This window comes from Neobacillus bataviensis (assembly GCF_019969725.1).
On the sequence record NZ_JAHXYW010000002.1, the window covers coordinates 483564 to 506266 of the forward strand.

The window sequence follows — 22703 nt, forward strand, 5'->3', positions numbered from 1 at the left end:
ACAGCTATTGTAAGAGCAAAAGAGGGAAGGTGAAGAAATGAGAATTAAAAAAATCCTAAATAATAGTGCGGTTGTAGTGAAAGACATCGACGGAGAAAAGATCGTGATGGGCGAAGGAATAGGATTCCAGAAACGAAAGAATGATCCTGTAAATCAAGCTAAAATTGATAAAGTGTTTGTTATGAGGGATGCAAATGAGCATAAAAAATTCGAAGAAATACTTCAATTATTGCCAGAAGAACATATACAACTAGCAGAAGAGATCATCACTTATGCAGAAAGGGAATTGGGCGTTACGGTAAATGAGCATATCCACGTCGCTTTTTCCGATCACCTATCGTTTGCCATTGAGCGATTAACAAATGGCATTGCGATTAAAAATGCCCTGCTTGAGCAAATCAAAATTCTTTATGTAAAGGAATTTCAAATCGGACTTTGGGCAAAGGAGTTAATAAAAGAGAAACTCGGAGTAGACATTCCTGAAGATGAAGTAGGCAATATTGCGATGCATATCCATACGGCAAGAATGAATCGAGGGGATATGCAGGAAACGATAGACATTACTGCAACGATTCAGGAAATTACGAGAATCATTGAAAGTTGTTTAAATATCAATATTGTGGAAGATACGATGTCCTATGAACGATTAATTACCCATTTGCGCTTTTCGCTTAAAAGTCTATTAGCACATGAGACCAACCATGATTATGATCCAAAAATGGCTGAGATGATCCAGGAAAATTTTAAAGTAGCATTTGCTTGTGCACAAGAGGTTGGCCATTTTTTAGAGGGGAAATACAATATAAAATATCCAGATGCAGAGTTAATGTATATTTCCATGCATATTCAAAGATTCTATAATCGAGCTTTATCCGGAAACAACATATGTGAAAGCTGATGTCAATACCAAGTCGCTTTTCTTAACTTTCGGCAAAAAAGGTCTGCCATGATCCCGGCAGACCTTTTCGATGACCACTTACTTGGTCTCGCTTATCGTTTTTGTTAGGACATCGATGACATAGTTCTTTGTATTCTTACTAATAGAACCGCCGTCCTCTTTAAAGATGGTGGACTTTGTGGAGTCAGTTGGTTCGATATGAACAGGTACTTGTGTCTGTCCTGCTTGAAGGGTAAAGGATTGAGTGAAATTCATATCATTTCCGACTGTCACTTTTTCTCCATTGATGGTGAAGTCAGAACCCTTAATCGCATTCCCATTGACGGTCATAGTCATACCATTCACATCAATTTGACTGACTGCCAGCGGCATATCAATCCAGCGTAAAATCGTATCCTGTACCACCATTTTGTTGTTGCCTTGGTTCGTGACCACAATTTTCATATCGGTTCCTGGGGCACCATAGCCGTAGTTACTGATATCGTCATCCGAATGATCAGATGGCGTATGATCTGTCAAACCTTCATGATCCCAGCTATTGTCCCTCGTATATTTATACGTAAGCTCTGTTCCTTCCTCAAGCTCCACTGTGTATTCCCAATCAGGCGTCACAGCCCCATTCCGGCTCATAGACCAAGCACTAGTGTTCCACCCATTTAAGCTGCCTGGTATATTGATTTGAGCTGACAATGGAGTGTAATCCGGTGCATGCACCTTAAAGGTTACTTGTACCATAACAATTTCCGGTGTTACACTTACTGTGTTTGAATCCACATAGTTTCCAGCCTGATCATAAACACGAACTTGGTATTTATAAGTGGTACCATTTGCTACCTGATAATCACGGAAGGAAGTGGTATTGCCGTCCAATGTTGAAAGAATTTGGCTGTCACGGTAAATGACCGTTTTAAAGGGCTGATCCGGCTGAATGAGTTTCCAGTTCAAGTTGACCTGACCGGATTCCTTGATCGGAGTGTCCAAAGTAACATCATCAGCAGGCGGGGCAGTATCAGATGTGCTGTGTGAAAAGGTTACTTTACCAGTAACTGAGTAAACCCATGTATTTCCTAAATCCGGCGTAAAGGCCATTCGGTATTCATATGTTCCCGCCTCATACGCTGTAAAGCTTCCCTGAAACTCATTTGCCTGGTCTCCCTGAGCCTGTCCATTATACAGGGCTTGGTAAGATGTCCAAGCGGTTTGGCCATTCATTCTTACTTGAAGCTCGGCCATAATTCCTTCTGCTGCACCAGTTTCAGTCGCACCTGCCAGGTAAAAAGCGGCTTTAACATTGGAGGCCTGCGCCAGATTCAATTCCCCGTTGTCTAAAGTAGTCAGTTCCGTAATACTAGCTTTTGCAGCATCGTAATGAGGCACAAGGCCGGATGAGGCAGCTGGTACAGATTCATTCCCACTTTCATTCACGGCCGTCACAGTAAAATAGTAGGTACGACCATTATTTAAATCGGAAATGTTCACAGATGTACCTTCTGTTTCCTTCACTTTTGTCCATAATCCACCTGAAACAGTAGACTGATAGACATTGTATTTTATACCTGTTCCTGTCCAGCTTAAAGTAACTTCCTTAGAACCAGCTGTACCGGTAACTTCTTTAACAGGCTGCGGTTGTTTAACTTCATTAACTGTTATTAACATTCTTCCCGATTCTGCAGGAACTGTTAATGACAGCTTGCCATCTTTCGTTGTCGTCACATATTTACGATCCAATTGATCCATAAAACGAAGACCATTCGCGAGCAGCTCTTTTGTATCGATATCAACTGTTTGTGTGGTTTTCCCTCTGTTGATAATGACAAGGCCGGATTTTGATTCTTTTGTCCGGACATAGGCTAATACGTCGCCATTTGCATAAATGTGGTGTAGATCCCCATAGGCAAATAGGTCGGCATTTTCCTTGCGGATTTGACCAATCTTTTGATAGTGTGCAATAAGGTCTTTGTTTTCGTTCCCCCATGGATAGGTGCGTCGGTCATCTGGGTCTTTGGATCCTGTTTGACCCGCTTCATCTCCGTAATAAATGGTCGGGGCTCCAGGGTAACCCATTTGCAGGATAGAAGCCAGCTTCAATCGCTTCACACCTTCATCGTATTTGTAGTTCGGATCTTGTTCCGCTCTGAAATACGTATCCGTTCCATTACCTAACAGGAAGATTGCCCGAGCTGTATCATGGGATCCCATCAGGTTCATAAGGGCATAAAAAGCTTCCTTTGGATAGTCCTCCTGGATAGCGAGAAGGGTGTTTTGTGCATAAGCGGCATTACCGTTCTTTAGGTAATCCAAAATGGCTCCGCGGAAACGATAGTTCATGACTGAGTCATATTGATCCCCTAAGAAGTACTTTGATGCATCATCCCAAATTTCACCTAGAATAAGTGGCTCTTCTTCTTTTTGAAGTGTTTTTCCGGCTCCTATCATAGTCTTGGACTTCATTTGCTTGCGGAATTCCTGCCAGAAGGAACTGTCTACTTCATTAGCTACATCCAGGCGCCAGCCAGATGAACCTCGATCAATCCATGTTTTTCCTACTGAGTCCTTGTCATAAAAAATATAATTTGCCAATGCTGTGTTGTTAAGCTCACTTGGGTGATCAACCTTTGTGCCCTCAACTGATTTGAACACAGGCAGACTATCGTAGCCCCACCAGCCTTCATATTTATAGTGCTCACCTGTCGAAACACCGTTGACTTTTTCATTTGGAACTTTAACATTTTCAATATGGAACCAGTTTTCAAAGCCGTAGGGGCTAAAGGTTTGTCCTTCAGCAATAAGTTGCTGTTTGGCCTTATCCTTTGCTGCAGTTTCAGACAATTTTTTGTTATGCATTAAATCGTAAATACGAGACCAGTATTCGTAGGCACCCACTGTTTTATATTTGTGGTAGCGGTCAAAATAGATGGAATCATCAGCCACATGATTAAATACCCCGTCCAAAATCAGGTGCATGTTCCGTTTAGATAATTCCTTGACGAAATCCTTGAATTCTTTTTCCGAGCCAAACATCGGATCCACCTGTTTATAGTCTGCTGCATCATATTTATGGTTGGACGGTGCAAGTGCAATGGGGTTTAAATATAGTGTATTGACGCCAAGTGATTGAAGGTAATCAAGCTTCGCCTTAATACCAGCAATGTCGCCGCCAAAGAAGTCGTTTGTAAATTCCCCGTCCCCTGTGTAGGAGCCAGTATCTTGTTCATATGGATTATCAGGCAAGGATGACCAGGAGTCGGGATGTTCGATTGGCTGGCTGCCTCGGGCTCCAATCTGATCCTTTACATGGTCATTTGCTTTGTTGCCGTTATAAAAACGATCCGGATATATTTGATAAACAACAGCTTCCTTCATCCAATCCGGTGTTTGATAGCCCGGGTCGAAAACGGTCAATTGGAAGAGTCCTGCATTTTTATCCTCCGCTTTACCGGTATGCCCTTCCTGTGTGTCTTCTCCGTATTCCACTGTTGTATCCTGATCCCCGACAATGAATTTATAGCCGTGAACTCCTTTGTCAGACGGTGTAAAGGTAGCTTCCCAGAACTCAATGGCACCTTTGTCTTTTGTGTCTGACCAGCCTGCATTCTTCATTGAAAGAACCTTTGTTGTGCCTGTATTATAATTTTTCACATATAGGCTGGCTCTGGTCAGGTCACCCTTTTTAGCCGATACCCGTAATGTGACCGGCTGTCCTGCAGGAATCGCTCCAAACGGTGAACGGTAAACTTGGTCCCAGGAATCATGATAAAGAGCATTTTTATCAATCAAGCCATCAGCTCCAGTCGGTTTATAATCTGTAGAAACTTCATTTGTTTGGTTGTTATAGAAAAATGTGATTGTCTCATCAGAAAGTACATTCAGCTTTACATTGGACGCAGGATATGACTCTGTCCAGTCCTTACCCAATACAACCTTGTATTCGTAGTTTCCTTTTGGGACCTTTGCAGTAAAGGAATAGACGTTGTTAAAATGGGTGTCCTCCATCAACGCTGTTGAATCTGATGGGCTCCATGCAGGCCCTGCCTGAATGGCAGGTTGAATGGTTCCCGCTAGACGTGGCTGTTTGTCTCCTGGCAAGGGTGTATAGTGGGTACTATCGGTAATGGCGTGGGTGTTGTCATTGTAGTAAAAGGTGACTTCTTTTTGTGTGGTCAGAGCCAGTTTTATGTTAGGCCCACCAGGCTCTCCACCATCTCCGTAATTTTCGGACCAGCTTCCTCCAAGGGCTATTTTGTATTCATAATCACCAGCAGGCAATGTGCCAGAATAAGAATACAACCCATTTCCCTGGTAGGTCATTTGTGTTTTAGCGGAAGCGGGATCCCAATCTCCTGAACTTCCTAACTCTGTCTGCAGGCTGCCAACAAGTACAACTTGCTTTGGTGCTGTTTCTGCAGCTTTTGCTGTTTGACTTATTGCAAGTCCAGAAAACAATTGAAGAATTAGCCCCACTGCGGTTACAAGGGACAGAAGTGCTTTGCGCTTTCTTTTCATGTAAAATCTCCTTCCTATTATTCTATTAATTTAGAAATCGTTGGCATAATATTGCACAAAAAAAACCATATGTAAGAGGCTTAAGGGACAAGTTGTTTGTGCAAACGTTTGCGCAAACGATTTCAAAATTTATTATATCTATTTCTTAATACAAATCAATAGGGAATCGGTATTAAAATCGAAATTTTCTGAAATATTTTTTCGGAAATTTTGATTTACCCTTTACCAGAAGGAATTATCTCTTCAATAATTCAGAATTGAAGTGTCTTTATTTTTAGCTGTATAAATGATTGTCTACACTTTATAATAAAGATAGTTTGTGCAACCGTTTTCTTAATGGAGAGGAGGGAAGAAATGTCCGTTACTATTAAGGATGTGGCAAAGCTTGCAGAGGTCGCTCCATCCACTGTTTCAAGAGTAATTGCCAATAATTCAAGAATTAGTGAAGAAACGAAACGTAAGGTTAAAAAGGCAATGAAACAGCTAGGGTATCATCCTAACCAAAATGCCAGAAGTCTTGCAAGTCAGTCAACACAAACAATAGGTCTTGTCTTGCCAAGCTCTGGTGATGTGGTGTTTCAGAATCCTTTTTTTTCAATGGTGTTACAGGGAATCAGTGAAGGATCCCATAAAAATAAATATGCCATGCATTTGACGTCTGGAAAATCAGACGCGGAAATATTTGAGGCAGTTGTCCGCATGGTTCAAGGAAAACGAGTAGATGGCATTATTCTTCTTAATTCCAAGGTGGAGGATAAAGTCATCTCGTACTTAAGAGAAATGGTATTTCCTTTTGTCGTTATTGGAAAACCTTTTAAGGATGCGGAAGAAATCACACATGTTGATAATGATAATGTACGAGCAATGAGAGAAACTACTGAATACTTAATAGACTATGGGCATCGAAAAATCGCTTTTATTGGAGGAAGTCTAGAACTAATGGTCACTGTTGACCGTTTGGATGGGTATAAGCAGGCTTTAAATAACGCAAACATTCCCATTAAAAATGAATATATCCTTCATGGGGAATTCCTGCGCGAGGGCGGTCAAGAAGCGGTGAGTGAGTTAATGGCACTTGAACAACGCCCAACTGCGCTTGTAGTTGTTGACGACCTAATGGCACTAGGCGTCCTAAGCACGTTAGATGAACTGGGGGTCAAGGTTCCGGAAGAGATTTCTGTTGTTAGCTTTAATAACGTCCTCTTATCAGAAATGTCAAAACCACCCTTAACATCAATGGATATTAATATTTTTGATCTTGGATATCAAGCAACAAGGAGTTTAATTGAAATAATTGAAAATAGGACAGAACCAACCAAGCGCATAGTCATTCCTCATAAATTGGTTGAACGTCAATCATGCAGCTACCAAGTTTTACCATCAGATGAATAAAATGCAGATGGTTTCGAGAATCTTTAAAAGATTCCACGCTAAACCGTCTGCTTTTCATATAAAAATTATTTGTTTAAAAATTATGTTTTCAACTATAAATCGTTAATCAAAGGTTATTTAGGCATCTTAATAAGAAATATTATCCTTTACGTCTGTACGCACCGGGAGCGATCCCGTATTTCTTTTTAAATACCTTATGAAAATAAGGATAGCTGCCAAAACCGCAATCTAAAGCAATCTGCTCAAGTGAGATGGAAGTGTATTTCATTCGCTCCATTGCAGCAAAAAGCCGGATTTCCTGAGCGTATTCCATCATCGTTTTCCCAACGCTACTTTTAAAGAGATGGACCGACCGTGAGACACTAAGACCGGCATACTGCGCTACATCCTCGATTTTAAAGGTGGTTGTGGCATGCTCTTCGATGTATCGCATCATCCGTGTTACCGTGTACGGATGACTAAAGGATTGATCCGTTTCGTTAACAGCCCGTTCCAAAGATAAACACAGTGCTCGCAGTAAATAGTTGGCGAGTTCCTCGTTTTGGATTGATGCTGGTCGCCGTTTTTCGATCATGATATGGCGCCATAAAGACAACACCCTTTCATCCAGGTCAATTCGGGATACAGCTGGCTTTTCAGATCGGCTCCACCATTCGTCCACCCAGGCCCCTTCACACACTAAGTGATAGTCCCCGCTATTCTGCCCCGCTTTGACAAGCAGTTCATAATGATCTCCGGGTTTTATTAACATCAGGTCCCCTTTTTCTATTTTCATATTTTTTCCCTTAACGACTACCTCACAGTGTCCTTCTGTTTGAAGTCGGAAAAGATACGACGGATAACCTGATTTATGTTGTGAGTGATAACCATTAATATGATACGAATAACCGCAAAAATATATATTTGTCATCATAAGCCCCTTCAGTCTAATAAAATAGCAAAATAGTATATGTTTTAATTATATCATCTATGTTTATTTGCAGACACACCCGATAAGATGTAATCAAATAAGTAAGGTTTAAAAATGGGAGGTAAGGATGAAAAACATTCCAATAGCTGTACAACTGTATACATTAAGAGAAGAATGCGAAAAGGATTTTGCAGGCACTTTAAAAAAAGTGGCAGCGTTAGGCTTTCATGGTGTTGAATTTGCCGGATATGGCGGATTGACCGCAAAAGATGTAAGAGCATTAATAGATGACCTTGGTCTTCGCGCAGCAGCCAGCCATGTGCCGCTTGAACAATTGGAAAACAATCTGTATCAAGTCATTGAAGATCAAAAAATCCTAGGCAGCAACTATCTAGTCTGCCCTTACTTAATGCCAGAACGACGCAGCAAGGAAGATTACCAAAATCTCATATCGTTATTAAATCATGCTGGTGAAACATGCCGCCGCGAAGATATCGCTCTTTGCTATCATAATCATGATTTTGAACTAGAGCGCTTGTCCAATGGCAGAACGTACCTTGAAGCAATATTTGATAAAACTAACTCTCATAATCTGAAGGCAGAACTAGATGTGTATTGGTTGACCAAAGCAGACGAAAAGCCAATTGAGTGGATGGAGCGTTACAAAAATCGAGTACCCCTCATTCATTTAAAAGACATGACAACAGATGGAGAGCAATTTTTTGCAGAGCTTGGAACAGGCGGGGTTGATATCGAAGCTATTCTTCAAAAAGGGGAAGAAGCAGGTGTTAAGTGGTGGGTGGTTGAGCAAGATGTAAGCCGCCGGACGCCATTTGAGAGTATTAAAATCAGCATGAATTACTTAAAATCGTTTTACAAATCTTTCTAGTTCAATATATTCCACCCCAAAAGTCAATGTAAGCCGTTTCATTAAATCTCATATTCTATAAAATTGTAGGTAAAGTGAAAATAAAAGGAGATTTAGTTCATGTTGAAAGTAACAATATGGAATGAAAACCGTCACGAGAAAAAAAATCCGGTTGTAAGGGATATCTACCCAAAAGGCATCCACGGGACAATCGCTGAATTTCTTAAGACGGAAGGATTCGACACAAGAACAGCTACCCTTGATGAGCCGGAACATGGCTTAACAGATGAAATACTAGCAGACACGGATGTATTAGTTTGGTGGGGACATCTCGCTCATGGTGAAGTAAAGGATGAAATTGTGCAAAAGGTCCAGCAGCGAGTTCTTGATGGCATGGGGCTGATTGTTCTTCACTCAGGCCATTTTTCAAAAATCTTTAAGACATTAATGGGAACAAGCTGTGATTTGAAGTGGCGCGAAGCAGATGAAAAAGAACGATTATGGGTTGTAAGCCCTGCTCATCCGATTACAGAGGGAATCTCTGAATATATTGAATTGGATAAAGAAGAAATGTACGGGGAGCACTTTGATATCCCGCAGCCAGATGAGCTTATTTTTACAAGCTGGTTTGAAGGCGGGGAAGTGTTCCGCAGCGGTTGTACATTCAAGCGCGGAAATGGAAAAGTGTTTTATTTCCGGCCGGGTCATGAAACGTATCCGACCTATCATAACCCACAAATTCAGCGTGTCATCACCAATGCTGTAAAATGGGCGAAGCCCCTTAAACGTGAACGCCCGGTTTACGGAAATGCAAAACCACTTGAAGTTATTGGAGGCGTGAAATAACAATGGAAACATTAAGAGTCGGAGTAATTGGTTGCGGAAGCATTGCCCAGCATCGTCATATTCCTGAATATATAGCTAATAAAAACGTGGAGCTTGCAGCTGTTTGTGATCGTAATGAGGAACGTGCAAAGGCTGTGGCAGAAAAATACGGCGTCGTTGCATATACAAATTATGAAGAGTTACTGAAGAGCGGCAGTGTAGACGCGGTCAGTGTCTGTACCCCTAATTATCTTCATGCTCCGATTTCGATTGCAGCATTAAATGCCGGTATACATGTGCTTTGTGAAAAACCGATGGCTACATCTCGAAAGGAAGCGGAAGACATGATTGCTGCTGCGGAAGCGAGCGGCAAAAAGCTGATGATTGCACATAATCAACGATTCGTGCCGTCTCACCGAAAAGCCCGCCAGTTAATTGAGAGCGGAGAAATCGGTAAAATTTACAGTTTCCGTACGGCATTTGGGCATGGCGGCCCTGAAGGCTGGAGTGTAGAAGGCAAAGAAGGATGGTTTTTCCAAAAAGAAAAAGCATTCGTTGGAGCGATGGGTGACTTAGGCGTTCATAAGACCGATTTATTAAGGTTCTTATTAGGCGAAGAAATAGCGGAAGTGGGTTCGTTCGTAGAAACGAGTGCTAAAGATTTCGCGGATGTTGATGATAATGCCGTGTGCGTGTTAAAAACAGAAAGCGGCATCATTGGTACTCTCGCGGCTAGCTGGGCGTATGTCAGTAAGGAGGATAATTCTACGATTATCTATGGAGAAAAAGCAATTCTTCGATTAGAGGACGATCCAACCCATTCGCTCGTTGTACAATATGCGAACGGTGAAGTGGTCAAATATGAGCTTGGAAAAATTCAGTCGAATGATGAAGGCGGCCAAAATAACTCCCATGTAATTGAAAAATTTGTAGAATCAATCATTCAAGACATAGAGCCGCCGGTACCGGGTACAGAAGGCATGAAATCTTTAGCTGTTATTTTAGCAGCACTCGAGTCAAACGAAACAAAACAAATTGTTAGAGTGATAGAGCGATGAACAAGCTGCGCATTGGAATAATCGGGGTTGGCGGGATTGCCCAAGGCCGCCATATCCCGGCTTTTTTACAATTGGCTGATATTTGTGAAATTACAGCCGTAAGCGATGTAAATAGGGAACGGGCACGCGAAATCGCGGAAAAATACAATATCCCTAACGCGTATGAGGATTATCGTCAGCTATTTTCCGAGGTCGATGCAGTTTGTATTTGTACGCCGAATAAATTTCATGCTGAGATTACCATTGCTGCCTTTGATGCCGGGGTTCATGTTCTATGTGAGAAGCCGATGGCGTTGAATGCAGACGAGTGCGAGGCTATGATTGCTGCATCTCAAAAAGCAGGAAAAGTCCTGGCGATTGCTTATCATTACCGTTTCATGAAGGAAGCCCAGGCAGCCAAAAAAGCAATGAGCGAAGTGGGGACTCCACTGGTGGCGAGAGTCCAAGCTTTAAGACGCCGTAAAGTACCGGGCTGGGGCGTTTTTATTAATAAAGAACTGCAAGGCGGCGGCAGCCTTATCGATTTCGGCTGCCATCTTCTTGATTTAGCGCTATGGCTCATGGGAAATCCGACGGAAACGGCAGTGTCAGGGACCGCGTATAACGCTTTAAGTAAGAAGCCCAATCAGGTGAACCAATGGGGGACATATGATCATGAAACGTTTAATGTCGATGATCATGTGACCGCCTATTTGAAATTTGATAATGGAGCGTCGCTGTTATTTGAAACCTCTTGGGCAGCAAATATAAAGGACGACCTTGCGAATGTCAGCATTTCAGGTGTGGACGGAGGTCTGAACGTTTTCCCGTTTGAGCTTTACACTACAAAAAATGGAATGCTGTTAAACAGTGAAGCTTCTTGGCTTCCGGGCGAAGAAGATCCAGGTGTTCCGCAGGCGAAAAATTTTATCGATGCCTGCCTTGGTTTGGATGAGCTGATCGTAAAGCCTGAAGAGGCGCTTCAAGTGTCTCGGATTATTGATCGAATTTATGAGAGTGGAGGTAATTCCATATGAAACTAGGAGTTTTTACTGTCCTATTTGCTGATAAATCCTTTGAAGAGATGTTAGATACCGTCAAAGAAGAAGGTCTTCAAGCGGTTGAAATTGGAACCGGCTGTTATCCAGGGAATAACCATTGTGATTTAGATAAATTATTAGAAAGTGAAGAAGCACGCAGGGAGTACCTTCAGATGGTTGAAGATCGTGGTCTTGTTATAAGTGCTTTCAGCTGCCATGGTAATCCGATTTCTCCTGAAAAGGAATTTGCTGCGACTTCGCATGAAACACTATTAAAAACGATTAAACTAGCTTCCTTATTGGGTGTGCCAGTTGTAAACTGTTTTTCCGGTACGGCAGGCGATCATGAAGGTGCTAAATACCCAAATTGGCCTGTTACGCCTTGGCCAAATGAAAATGGCTCTGTTTTAAAGTGGCAGTGGGAAGAAAAGCTGATTCCGTACTGGAAGGAAGTCGGTGCGTTCGCCAAGGAACATAATGTAAAAATTGGCCTAGAACTACACGGAGGATTTTTAGTTCATACACCATATACGTTATTGAAATTGCGAGCTGAAACCTGCGATGCAATTGGCGCCAATTTAGACCCAAGCCACTTGTGGTGGCAAGGAATCGACCCGGTTGCAGCAATTAAAATATTAGCGAAAGAAGGGGCCATTCACCATTTCCATGCGAAAGACACATACATTGATCAGGATAATGTGAATATGTATGGATTAACGGATATGCAGCCCTACGGGGAAGTGCGCACCCGAGCTTGGACGTTCCGTTCTGTCGGCTGCGGTCATAGTTTAAAAGATTGGTCTGACATGATGAGCGCGCTTCGTACTTATGGTTATGATTATGTGGTCAGCATCGAACACGAAGACCCGATCATGTCCATCGATGAGGGCTTTAAGCGTGCAGTAAATAATTTAAAGACAGTTTTAATTGAGGAACCTGTTTCTAATATGTGGTGGGTGTAGAAGGATTTTTGCGATTCGCCGATAAATTGGCTAAATTCGCCTATATAATGGAAAATTCGCTGATATAACCGCAGATTCGCCGATAAACCATTAAAATTCGCCGATAAAATTTTTCTCACTAATGTTAGGAAGCTTTTTAAAAGAAAACTAGTATCATTTTTTAAAAAGCTTACTTTTTAAAAAAAAGAGGTGCCAAATGAACAAAAAATGGTGGAAAGAAGCCGTTGCCTATCAAGTTTATCCCCGCAGCTTCATGGATAGCAATGGCGACGGAATTGGAGACCTAAAAGGTGTTACTTCAAAATTAGACTATCTCAAAGAATTAGGAATTGACGTCATTTGGCTGTCACCGATGTACAAATCCCCAAACGATGATAATGGCTACGATATATCGGATTACCAGGACATCATGGATGAATTCGGAACGATGTCCGACTTTGACGAGCTTTTACAAGGCGTTCACCAGCGGGGAATGAAGTTAATATTAGATTTGGTCATCAATCATACTAGCGACGAGCATCCATGGTTTATTGAATCCCGCTCATCAAAAGACAACCCAAAGCGTGATTGGTATATTTGGCGGGACGGCAAGGATGGTAAAGAACCAAACAACTGGGAATCGATTTTTAGCGGCCCCGCTTGGAAATATGATGAAGAAACCGATCAATATTTTATGCACATTTTCTCAACGCGACAGCCCGATTTAAACTGGGAGAACCCAGACGTAAGAAAGGCACTCCATAACATGGTGAATTGGTGGCTGGATAAAGGGATCGACGGTTTCCGTGTAGATGCAATCTCTCATATTAAAAAGGAACCGGGATTCCCGGATATGCCGAACCCAGAAAACTTAGATTATGTATCATGCTTTCCATACATGATGAATGTGGACGGAATCGATGATTTCCTCACCGAACTCGCTGAGAAAACAATAAAAAACTATGACGTTATGACAGTTGGAGAAGCCAACGGTGTCGGACTTGATGATGCAGACAAGTGGGTTGGTGAAGAAAACGGCTATTTTAATATGATTTTTCAATTTGAATTTCTAGACCTGTGGGATAAAGATGCAGACGGTTCCATCGACGTTCGTAAATTGAAAAAGGTGTTAACGAAATGGCAAAAAGGCCTGGAGGGCAGAGGCTGGAATGCCTTGTTTATCGAAAACCATGACCAGCCGCGCCGTGTATCAAGCTGGGGAAATGACCAAGAATATTGGAAAGAAAGTACGAAAATGCTAGGGGCCCTCTATTTCCTAATGAAGGGGACACCGTTTATTTATCAGGGCCAGGAGATTGGCATGACCAATGTCCAGTTCCCTTCCATTGAAGATTATAATGATGTTGGCATGATTAATTATTACAAGATTGAAACCGCAAAAGGCCGCTCTCATGATGAGGTCATGAAGGTGATTTGGGAAAAAGGCCGCGACAATTCCCGTACCCCGATGCAATGGAGTTCTGGCAGCATGGGAGGATTTACAACTGGTGAAAAAACATGGCTTGGCGTGAATCCAAATTACAAGGAAATTAATGTTGCGGCACAATTAGAAGACCCTGACTCCATTCTTTCTTTTTATAAAAAGTTGGTCCGCTTAAGAAAAGAAAATCCGTTATTTGTTTACGGCACCTATGAATTATTGCTGGCTAACCATCCGAAACTGTTTGTCTATACACGTCAATTAGGAAGCCGGAAGGCGATTGTCATTAATAATTTTAGTAAAAAAGAAACCAGGTTCAAATTACCTTCTAATGTTTCCTTTTCTGCTTCTGAACTCGTCTTAAATAATTATGATGTGATGGGAGAGAAATTACGGAAAGAATTCACATTAAAGCCTTATGAAACAAGAGTATACTTATTAAAATAAAAAATGAGCCATATCGGTTCATTTTTTTTTATATAATAGATATTTGTGTATACTATAACTAAAACAGCAAATAATGAGGAGATTCAATGACTAAAACCATTGCCGATATAGCCAAAATTGCTGGTGTTGCCAAGAGCACGGTTTCCCGCTATTTAAACGGGGGCTCTGTCAGTGACACGACCAAAAAGAAAATTGAACTGGTCATTAATGAAACTGGCTATATACCGAACACTTTTGCTCAAAGTTTAAAAGCGAAAAAAACAAATATTATTGGAACAATCGTCCCGCGACTTGACTCATACGCGGCTTCCAATACGTTGATTGGTATCGATGAACATTTAAGGGAACAAGGCTTTCAAATGTTAATCGCAAACACTAATCAAGATTTAGAAAGAGAGATTGAAAGTATTTATAGTTTCGAGCGGCAGAAGATTGCTGGGATTATTCTGCTTGCCACCGTAATTACTGAAGCCCATTTGGAGGCGTTTGCCAGTGTTCAAATTCCTGTGATTCTAGTAGGACAGCAAGATGAACATACCTACAGTCTTATTCATGATGATTTTTCCGCCGGCTACGATTTGGCCACCTATATTTTAAATAAAGGTCATCGAAAAATAGCCTATTTGGGAGTAACGGAAGCAGATATTTCCGTCGGGGTGAAACGTAAAACAGGGTTCACAGCTGCGATTGAGAATCATCCAGAATGTGAAGTTCATTATTATGAGTCGGGCTTTAAAATTAAGGATGCAATGAGAGTAGCTTTAAAAATATTAAGTGAATGCAAGCCGACGATCTTGTTTTGTTCGACAGACAATATTGCGCTTGGTGCGTTAAAAGCAGCTTACTTAAAAGGATTAAAAGTCCCGGAAGACCTTTCTATTGTGGGGTTCGGTGGTTATGAAATCACCGAAGTCATACACCCGGCATTAACAACCGCCAAGTTTTATTATAAAGAAGCGGGGCAATTGGCGGCACAAAATATTGTCAGGCTGGTAAACGGGGAACAAGTGGAAAAATTGACTATATCAAAATACGAAATTATTGAACGAGAAAGCGTTGACAAACTAAATTAAACTGAACTATAATTCTCTTAAGAAACCGGTTCCAATCACTCGTTTTTCTTTTTAAGGTTAAATGGAACCGGTTCCTAAATGATGTTAGTGGAAATCATTTATTTTTTTAAGTAAATTTGGAACCGGTTCCTAAAGGAACCTATAAAAAAGGAGGAGATCGGAATGGATTTCAAAAAAGAAGCAAGTGAGATTCTTGAGGCGCTCGGCGGAAAAGAGAATGTATCAGCAGCAGCGCACTGTGCCACCCGTTTAAGATTAGTGCTGCATGATGAAGGGGCAGTCGATCAAGTCAAACTGGACAAAATGGAAATCGTAAAAGGAACTTTTTCAACTGGCGGTCAGTATCAAATTATAATTGGGGCTGGAACAGTAAATAAAGTCTATAAAGAATTTGCTGATTTAACAGGCCTGACGGAAATGTCGACAAAAGAAGTAAAAGAGGCGGGAGCGAAAAAATTAAATGTGCTTCAGCAATTTGTTAAAATGCTCTCTGATATTTTTGTTCCAATTATCCCGGCTATTGTTGCTGGTGGTCTCTTAATGGGACTTAACAATGTTCTGACTGCTTCGGATTTATTTATTGACGGAAAATCCTTGATTCAAGCCTATCCGCAAATGGCGGATTTAGCTGCACTCATCAATACGTTCGCCAACGCAGCCTTCGTTTTCCTCCCAGTTTTAATCGGTTTCTCAGCCACCCAGCGTTTTGGCGGAAATCCTTATCTTGGTGCGGCATTGGGGATGCTGATGGTTCACCCGGATTTATTAAATGGATGGGGATATGGTGCTGCGTTAGCAGAAGGGAAAATCCCTGTTTGGAAGATCTTTGGGTTTGAAATCCAAAAGGTAGGTTATCAGGGAACGGTACTTCCTGTCTTAGCTGCTTCTTATATTTTAGCCAAAACAGAAACCTTCCTAAGAAAGCGTGTACCTTCCGCATTAGATAATTTAATTACACCGCTATTGGCGACTTTTATTACAGGGGTATTAACCTTTACACTAGTCGGACCAGTGATGCGGTCCGCAGGTAATTTCCTGACAGATGGATTAGTTTGGATGTACGATACAACAGGTTTCATTGGCGGAGCCCTTTTCGGACTAGTATATGCACCGATTGTTATAACCGGTATGCACCACAGTTTTATTGCCGTTGAAACACAATTGTTGGCTGATTTAGCCAAAACGGGAGGGTCATTCATTTTCCCGATTGCCGCGATGTCAAACGTAGCACAGGGAGCTGCAACTATTGCCGTTCTGCTTATGACGAAAGACAGCAAAATTAAAGGAGTAGCATCTGCTGCCGGTATTTCCGCATTATTGGGGATTACCGAGCCTGCGATGTTTGGTGTGAATCTAAAACTTAGGTATCCGTTTGTTGGAGCGATAGCCGGTTCTGCTGCCGGTTCTGCGTTTATTTCATTATTTAAAGTCAAAGCCATTGCCCTTGGTGCAGCTGGTCTTCCAGGAGTAATCTCGATAAAACCTGGTAACATCACATTTTATATTTTAGGAATGGCCATTTCCTTTACGATTGCTTTTTTAACAACAATGGTACTGGCAAAGAGAAATGCTTCGAAACAAGCCAAGGAAACTTCAAAGGCTGCGGCATAATAAAATGAAGCAAAGGATGGAGGATCGAATGATTCTCCTCTCTTTGTTGTAAAGTGAGGTTGCATCAATGAAATGGACAAAAGAACAGAGATATAAACGATTAGATGAAGCCGGGGAAGAGGAAATACTAGAACTTTCAAAAAGGGTTAATGAATGTCCCTGGCGCCAGAAATTCCATATCCAGCCTGTTACGGGACTATTAAATGACCCTAACGGTTTTTCCTTTTATGAAGGGGAATATCATTTGTTTTATCAGTGGTTTCCATTTGGACCAATACATGGCTTAAAATATTGGTATCATACTAAATCCAAGGATCTTGTTCATTGGGAAAACGTCGGAATTGCCATTGAACCACATGATTATTTTGACAGCCACGGAGCTTACTCCGGAAGTGCAATTGAGTATAACGGAAAGCTTTATTTAATGTACACCGGAAATACCCGTGATGAAAAATGGCACAGGAACCCGTATCAATGTATCGCCATCATGGATTCAAGCCGACGAATTACAAAAATGAAAAAGCCGGTAATTTCTAATATACCAACCGGGTATACTGAACATTTTCGTGATCCAAAGGTATGGAAAGCTGGGGACAGCTTTTACGCGATTATAGGTGCGCAGCGCTCTGATGAGACGGGATGTGTATTGCTCTATAGCTCGCCAAATATGATGGACTGGAAATTTGAAGGGGAAATCAATACAGACTTGCGGCAATTCGGCTACATGTGGGAATGTCCCGATTATTTTGAACTGAACCAAAAAGGGATTCTAATTTTCTCCCCGCAAGGCATATCTCAAAAGGGAGATGAGTTTCAAAATATTTATCAGTCCGGCTATATGATTGGCGATAAGCTGGATGTTGCGGAAAGAAACTTTGTACATGGCAGCTTCACTGAACTGGACCGCGGATTTGATTTTTATGCCCCACAAACGATGCTTGATCCGAAAGGCCGAAGAATTTTGTCAGGATGGATGGGGCTTCCGGAAATTGATTATCCGACTGATCAATTTGGCTGGGCCCATTGTTTGACACTTCCGAGAGAAATCACAATAAAAGAGAATAAATTAGTTCAAACACCTGTCAGCGAGCTAAAAAAACTTAGAGGTGAAGAAATAACAGTTGAAACCATCATTACTCAGGACAGTGCTCTGATTGATGGGTTTCATGGAGAAACATATGAGTTAATTGCCGAATTTACCGAAACTGATGCTGATGAGTTTGGAATTGAGCTTCGGGTTGGAGTACAAGAAAAAACAATCATTAAATATGAAAAAACAAAGAAAAAAATGGTTTTGGATCGTACCTTTTCAGGACAGAGATTTGCTGAAAAATTTGGTACGATAAGAAAGTGTCATTTAGAAGCTGAGAAAATAAAATTTCATATTTTTGTTGATGTCTCTTCTGTGGAGATCTTTATTAACGACGGCGAAGAAGTGTTTACGGCTCGAATTTTTCCGAAAAAGGAAAGTACGGGAATTCGTTTTTTTGCCAAGGAAGGACAGGCTAAGTTAAGTGCTGTGAAATGGGCAATAGCTTAGGCAGTTTGAAAAAGAGGTGTATAGGTTGGGGAAATTATTGGCAATTGGCGAGGTATTAATCGATTTTGTCCCGCTCCAAAAAGGGGTCGATCTCAAGGATGTCATTTCGTTTGAACGCGCCCCTGGAGGAGCACCGGCAAATGTGGCGGCAGCAGTGGCAAAATACGGAGAACGGTCAACGATGATTACAAAACTGGGAATGGATGCATTCGGTGATTTTCTGATTAAACAGCTGCATGAGGAAGGTGTTGAAACGGATAAAATTTTCCGTACGAAGGAAGCCAATACAGGTCTTGCCTTTGTGTCATTAAAGAATAATGGGGAACGGGATTTTTCATTTTATCGGAACCCATCAGCCGATCTATTATTAAAGGAAGAAGAAATTAATCCTTCCTGGTTTAGTGCGGGGGACATCCTTCATTTTTGTTCTGTGGACCTGGTTGAAAGTCCGATGAAACTAGCGCATAAAAAGGCCATCCAGGCAGTAGTGGACAATCATGGAATTGTCAGCTTTGATCCTAATGTAAGACTGCCACTATGGGAAAATCCGGAAGAATGTCAAAAAGCGATCCGTGAATTTCTGCCGCTTGCCCATATCGTGAAAATTTCAGATGAGGAACTTGAATTTATTACGGGAAAAACGGATATCGATGAGGCTGTTCAATCCTTATTCACTGGCAATGTAAAGGCGGTTGTTTATACTAAAGGACCTTTAGGCGCTGATCTTTATGTAAATGGCAATAAGTATGAATCAAGTGGTTACCCTGTTGAAGTTCAGGATACAACTGGGGCGGGAGATGCTTTTATTGGAGGATTTCTTTATAAGCTTTTGGAAATGAAGGCGGAACTAGACAGCTTGGAGGATCTATTACAGAAAAACAACAAGGAAATTCTTTCCTTTTCTAATGGAAGCGGAGCATTAACCACAACTGGCAAAGGAGCCATCTCATCCCTGCCAGCAAAAGAAAAAGTATTGGAATTGATTGATTTAAGAGTTCATTAAAAAGAAAGAGACGACTCAATCGAATCGTCTCTTTCTTTATGTTATTTACTAACTGCCTTAGTATTTTCAATACCAGTGCCTTTTTTGCTCATTTTTCTGATGAAAGGAACAACCCAACGGTCTAAACCGATTCTACCTGCGTTATAACCCGCAGTTAAGATAATAAAGCCAAGGAAAATATCTCTAGGGTTATGAGATACAGTACCTGCTAGGAAGAAAGAGAAGTTCATTACTAAGCCAAAGAACATAGCAGCAGTTGTTAAGCATCCTAAGATTAAACCTAAACCGATTAATGTTTCGCCCCAAGGCACTAATACGTTAAACACATCAACGTTTGGAAGTGCAATGTGTTTTAAAAAGTCAACATACCAGCCAAAGACAACTGCTCCCTCCGGACCTTTTACCGGGTTAGCGATTGCTCCTTTTAAAAATCCAGAAGCGTCAAATCCGCCAGTTAATTTATGAAACCCTGCTGTGAACCAAGAGTATCCAAGGTATAAACGTAAGACTGTTATAATGACCGCCGAAATCTTGTTTTCTCTTAAAAATTTGTTAAACATAAATGATTCCGCCTTTCAATATTTGTTTGTTCTTTATAGTTACACTATATTCCTTTTTAATATAAAAAACATGACAATGGGGATAAGTTCACAGTTTGTTTGAAATGATTTGACAGAAGATTGAACAACTGGAAAAAACATTATTTTGTATCCAGTAGATGGTCCTTGGTTTGATGTTGAAAAGGTGCAAAAAGAGTGTAATCGCTTTCATTTTTTGTCGAATAAGCAATTGTTATGTCAAAAGATTTTTGATATTTTAATGATAATAGTAATTTAATAATTTAAGGGAGGTAAGCATGAGAGAGAAGATTACGAAATATAAACCTGATTGGATATTGATATTTTTCTCTGTTACTGTTACAGAAATACTGGGTTTGTTTGCAACCTTCCTTTTCCCGTCCCTTATGCTGATAAAATTTGCAACTATAATATTACTTTTAGGAATTTTTCCTTTTGTCATTGGTTCTTTAAAAACAATGAAGAACAATGAAAAAGAACTGAGGCAAAGTAAACAAAAGTTGAGAAATATTTTTGATACGCTAGATGTAGCGATTTGGTCACATGATTTAAAATCGATACACTTTTAATTACTCCGGGTATTGAAAAATTGTACGGGTATTCCTATACCGATTTCTATAAAGATCTAAACCTTTGGAAAAAAGTAATCTACCCAGATGATTTACATGTTTTATCAGAAAGAGAAAAAAAGGTTGCGGCAGGTGAGACCGTTACTAGTGAATATAGGATTATCCGTCCTGACGGTGAAGTACGCTGGATCCAGGATAGGGGTTTTCCAACATTAGATAGTAAAGGGAAATTTGTCGATTTTAATAGTGTATTATTTGATATTACAGACCGAAAAGAAAGTGAAGACAGATACCGTAGTTTAGTAGAAATGTCACCTGACATTATTGCAGTAGTCAGCCGATTTAAAATCGAATACATTAACGAAGCAGGATGGAAGCTATTTGGCGCCAGCAATCCTGGTGAATTGATTGGTAAATCGCCATTGAAGTTTGTCCCTCCAAACATCATCGAAAGGTTTTCCAAAAAGTCAGGAAACATTGATAATCGAGAACAAGAGAGAGTTAGACTTGAATTTCAAGTAAAACGGCTCGATGGCGAGACGATTGATGTTGAAATGGCATCAACTCCAATTCTCTATGAAGGCCGGTTTGCGGTACAGGTTGTGGGCAGGGATATCACCGAACGAAAGAAAGCAGAAAAGACCATTAAGACGATGGCCTATTTTGATACACTTACGGGACTGCCGAATCGAAATCGGTTTAGACATCAGTTGAATAAAGTCTTGAAGCGGCAAGGGGAAAAAATGCTGGCGGTATTGTTCCTTGATTTAGACCGCTTTAAAATCATAAATGATACAAAAGGACATACGATTGGAGATATTATTCTTCAAAAGGTCGCGGGCAAATTGGAGATGGCCGTTGAAAGCGAAGGTTTTGTTTCAAGGCAGGGCGGCGATGAGTTTATTATTTTGCTGGAGGATCGACAGGGAGAAAGCCTCAGAGATAGCAGGGCGGATTCTGAATGAATTTTCCCATCCATTAGAGGTAAATAACCAAGAATTTTTTGTTACGCCTAGTATCGTCATCAGCATTTATCCTGATGACGGAACTGATGAGGAAACACTCATAAAAAATGCTGATACCGCCATGTACAAAGCTAAAGAGCGTGGAAAGAATAACTTTCAATTTTATTCCTCTCAATTGAACGGGATCTCAATTCGGAAAATGGAGCTTGAGAATGGATTGCGGAAAGCACTGGAGCAAGATCAATTACAGCTTTTTTATCAGCCTCAGCTGTCCTTGACGACAGGAGAGATTGTTGGAATCGAAGCATTGCTCCGCTGGCACCATCCTGAACATGGGTTTATTTCGCCAGCTGAATTTATTCCTTTGGCAGAGGAAACAGGATTAATTGTCTCGATTGGTAAATGGGTGCTAAAAGAAGCGTGTAGCCAAAGGAAAATGTGGGAGATGGCTGGGCTGCACGATTTTCCAATTGCGGTGAATGTCTCCGTAAGGCAGTTTGAAGATGATCATCTCATTGAATTTATTTCAGCCTTATTAGATGACATTGGGCTGAAAGCCAGCCAGCTGGAGCTTGAAATTACAGAAAGTATTATGCAAAACCTGAAGAATTCAACGATTATATTAAATCAGTTGAAAGAACTTGGAGTTTTGTTATCCATTGATGATTTTGGAACAGGTTATTCTTCGCTGAGTTATTTAAAGCATCTTCCAATTGATAAAATCAAGATTGATAAATCCTTTGTTGATGATATTCTTTATCATTCCAATCAAGGTATGATGGTTAAAACGATTATTGATATGGGCTTAAACTTGAACTTTACCGTTATTGCCGAAGGAATAGAAAAAGAAGAGCAGGTATCTTTTTTAAAGAATAATGCCTGTGATATTGGCCAGGGATATCTGTTCAGTAAGCCTTTACCTGCAGATCAACTCGGGCAGTTTCTTTTCCGAAAGGATGAAAAAAGTGGCATCCCAATTTAAATGGGATACCACTTTTTTTTAATTAGGCTGTATTAAAATTGTCTGTTGATTTCCGCTCCAGGCGCTTCGCGCCTTCCACT

Annotated in this window: 16 protein-coding genes and 2 pseudogenes; 15 read left to right on the top strand and 3 right to left on the bottom strand. The window is 40.9% G+C overall.

Going from position 1 to position 22703, the window contains the following annotated elements; genetic code table 11:
* Nucleotides 1-37 precede the first annotated feature (37 nt).
* Nucleotides 38-898, top strand: a complete 861-nt coding sequence (locus LC455_RS07165; protein WP_223589398.1) for a PRD domain-containing protein — start codon at nucleotides 38-40, stop codon at nucleotides 896-898.
* A 78-nt stretch (nucleotides 899-976) separates the two neighbouring features.
* Here the strand turns inward: LC455_RS07165 and LC455_RS07170 are convergent, their stop codons facing one another.
* Nucleotides 977-5401, bottom strand: coding sequence for a pullulanase X25 domain-containing protein (locus LC455_RS07170; RefSeq protein ID WP_223589400.1), 4425 nt, complete (start codon nucleotides 5399-5401; stop codon nucleotides 977-979).
* 354 nt (nucleotides 5402-5755) lie between these two features.
* Between LC455_RS07170 and LC455_RS07175 the strand changes: the two genes are divergently transcribed.
* Complete coding sequence (locus LC455_RS07175; RefSeq protein WP_223589402.1) at nucleotides 5756-6793, top strand: LacI family DNA-binding transcriptional regulator; 1038 nt, start codon at nucleotides 5756-5758, stop codon at nucleotides 6791-6793.
* Nucleotides 6794-6932: 139 nt separating this feature from the next.
* Here LC455_RS07175 and LC455_RS07180 read toward each other — a convergent pair whose 3' ends face one another.
* On the bottom strand, nucleotides 6933-7706 hold the full coding sequence (locus tag LC455_RS07180) for a helix-turn-helix domain-containing protein (protein ID WP_223589404.1): 774 nt from the start codon (nucleotides 7704-7706) through the stop codon (nucleotides 6933-6935).
* A gap of 124 nt (nucleotides 7707-7830) precedes the next feature.
* Between LC455_RS07180 and LC455_RS07185 the strand changes: the two genes are divergently transcribed.
* The 10 genes from LC455_RS07185 to LC455_RS07230 all read left to right on the top strand — a co-directional run bounded on the left by LC455_RS07185 (nucleotide 7831) and on the right by LC455_RS07230 (nucleotide 19529).
* Nucleotides 7831-8592 (top strand): sugar phosphate isomerase/epimerase family protein, encoded by a 762-nt coding sequence (locus LC455_RS07185; protein WP_223589406.1) that lies wholly within the window; start codon nucleotides 7831-7833, stop codon nucleotides 8590-8592.
* A 99-nt stretch (nucleotides 8593-8691) separates the two neighbouring features.
* Nucleotides 8692-9417, top strand: a complete 726-nt coding sequence (locus tag LC455_RS07190) for a ThuA domain-containing protein (protein ID WP_223589408.1) — start codon at nucleotides 8692-8694, stop codon at nucleotides 9415-9417.
* Nucleotides 9418-9419: 2 nt separating this feature from the next.
* A complete protein-coding gene (locus LC455_RS07195) occupies nucleotides 9420-10454 on the top strand; it encodes a Gfo/Idh/MocA family protein (RefSeq protein WP_223589409.1) in 1035 nt (344 codons plus the stop codon).
* On the top strand, nucleotides 10451-11470 hold the full coding sequence (locus LC455_RS07200) for a Gfo/Idh/MocA family protein (protein ID WP_223589411.1): 1020 nt from the start codon (nucleotides 10451-10453) through the stop codon (nucleotides 11468-11470). The genes LC455_RS07195 and LC455_RS07200 overlap by 4 nt, the downstream gene beginning before the upstream one ends.
* Nucleotides 11467-12435 carry a sugar phosphate isomerase/epimerase family protein gene (locus tag LC455_RS07205; RefSeq protein ID WP_223589413.1) on the top strand — a complete coding sequence of 323 codons (969 nt, stop codon included), beginning with the start codon at nucleotides 11467-11469 and terminating at the stop codon, nucleotides 12433-12435. The genes LC455_RS07200 and LC455_RS07205 overlap by 4 nt, the downstream gene beginning before the upstream one ends.
* Nucleotides 12436-12631: 196 nt before the next feature.
* A complete protein-coding gene (locus LC455_RS07210) occupies nucleotides 12632-14302 on the top strand; it encodes a glycoside hydrolase family 13 protein (RefSeq protein WP_223589415.1) in 1671 nt (556 codons plus the stop codon).
* A gap of 86 nt (nucleotides 14303-14388) precedes the next feature.
* Nucleotides 14389-15375 carry a LacI family DNA-binding transcriptional regulator gene (locus LC455_RS07215; protein ID WP_223589417.1) on the top strand — a complete coding sequence of 329 codons (987 nt, stop codon included), beginning with the start codon at nucleotides 14389-14391 and terminating at the stop codon, nucleotides 15373-15375.
* A gap of 162 nt (nucleotides 15376-15537) precedes the next feature.
* The gene (locus LC455_RS07220; protein ID WP_223589419.1) at nucleotides 15538-16986 is read left to right on the top strand and encodes a sucrose-specific PTS transporter subunit IIBC; all 1449 of its coding nucleotides are present in this window, start codon (nucleotides 15538-15540) and stop codon (nucleotides 16984-16986) included.
* A 67-nt stretch (nucleotides 16987-17053) separates the two neighbouring features.
* Nucleotides 17054-18526, top strand: coding sequence for a glycoside hydrolase family 32 protein (locus LC455_RS07225; protein WP_223589421.1), 1473 nt, complete (start codon nucleotides 17054-17056; stop codon nucleotides 18524-18526).
* A 25-nt stretch (nucleotides 18527-18551) separates the two neighbouring features.
* Nucleotides 18552-19529, top strand: coding sequence for a carbohydrate kinase family protein (locus LC455_RS07230; protein WP_223589423.1), 978 nt, complete (start codon nucleotides 18552-18554; stop codon nucleotides 19527-19529).
* A gap of 41 nt (nucleotides 19530-19570) precedes the next feature.
* Here the strand turns inward: LC455_RS07230 and LC455_RS07235 are convergent, their stop codons facing one another.
* Nucleotides 19571-20089, bottom strand: a complete 519-nt coding sequence (locus tag LC455_RS07235) for a DoxX family protein (RefSeq protein WP_223589424.1) — start codon at nucleotides 20087-20089, stop codon at nucleotides 19571-19573.
* 296 nt (nucleotides 20090-20385) lie between these two features.
* Here LC455_RS07235 and LC455_RS07240 point away from each other — a divergent pair, with 296 nt between their 5' ends.
* The 3 genes and pseudogenes from LC455_RS07240 to LC455_RS31875 form a co-directional block, all read left to right on the top strand.
* Nucleotides 20386-20676 carry a hypothetical protein gene (locus LC455_RS07240; RefSeq protein WP_223589426.1) on the top strand — a complete coding sequence of 97 codons (291 nt, stop codon included), beginning with the start codon at nucleotides 20386-20388 and terminating at the stop codon, nucleotides 20674-20676.
* A 20-nt stretch (nucleotides 20677-20696) separates the two neighbouring features.
* A pseudogene (locus LC455_RS31870) lies at nucleotides 20697-21257 on the top strand (PAS domain-containing protein); the annotation flags it as partial.
* Nucleotides 21253-22620 (top strand): annotated as a pseudogene (locus LC455_RS31875) (diguanylate cyclase domain-containing protein); the annotation flags it as partial. The pseudogenes LC455_RS31870 and LC455_RS31875, both read left to right, overlap by 5 nt.
* Nucleotides 22621-22703 lie beyond the last annotated feature (83 nt).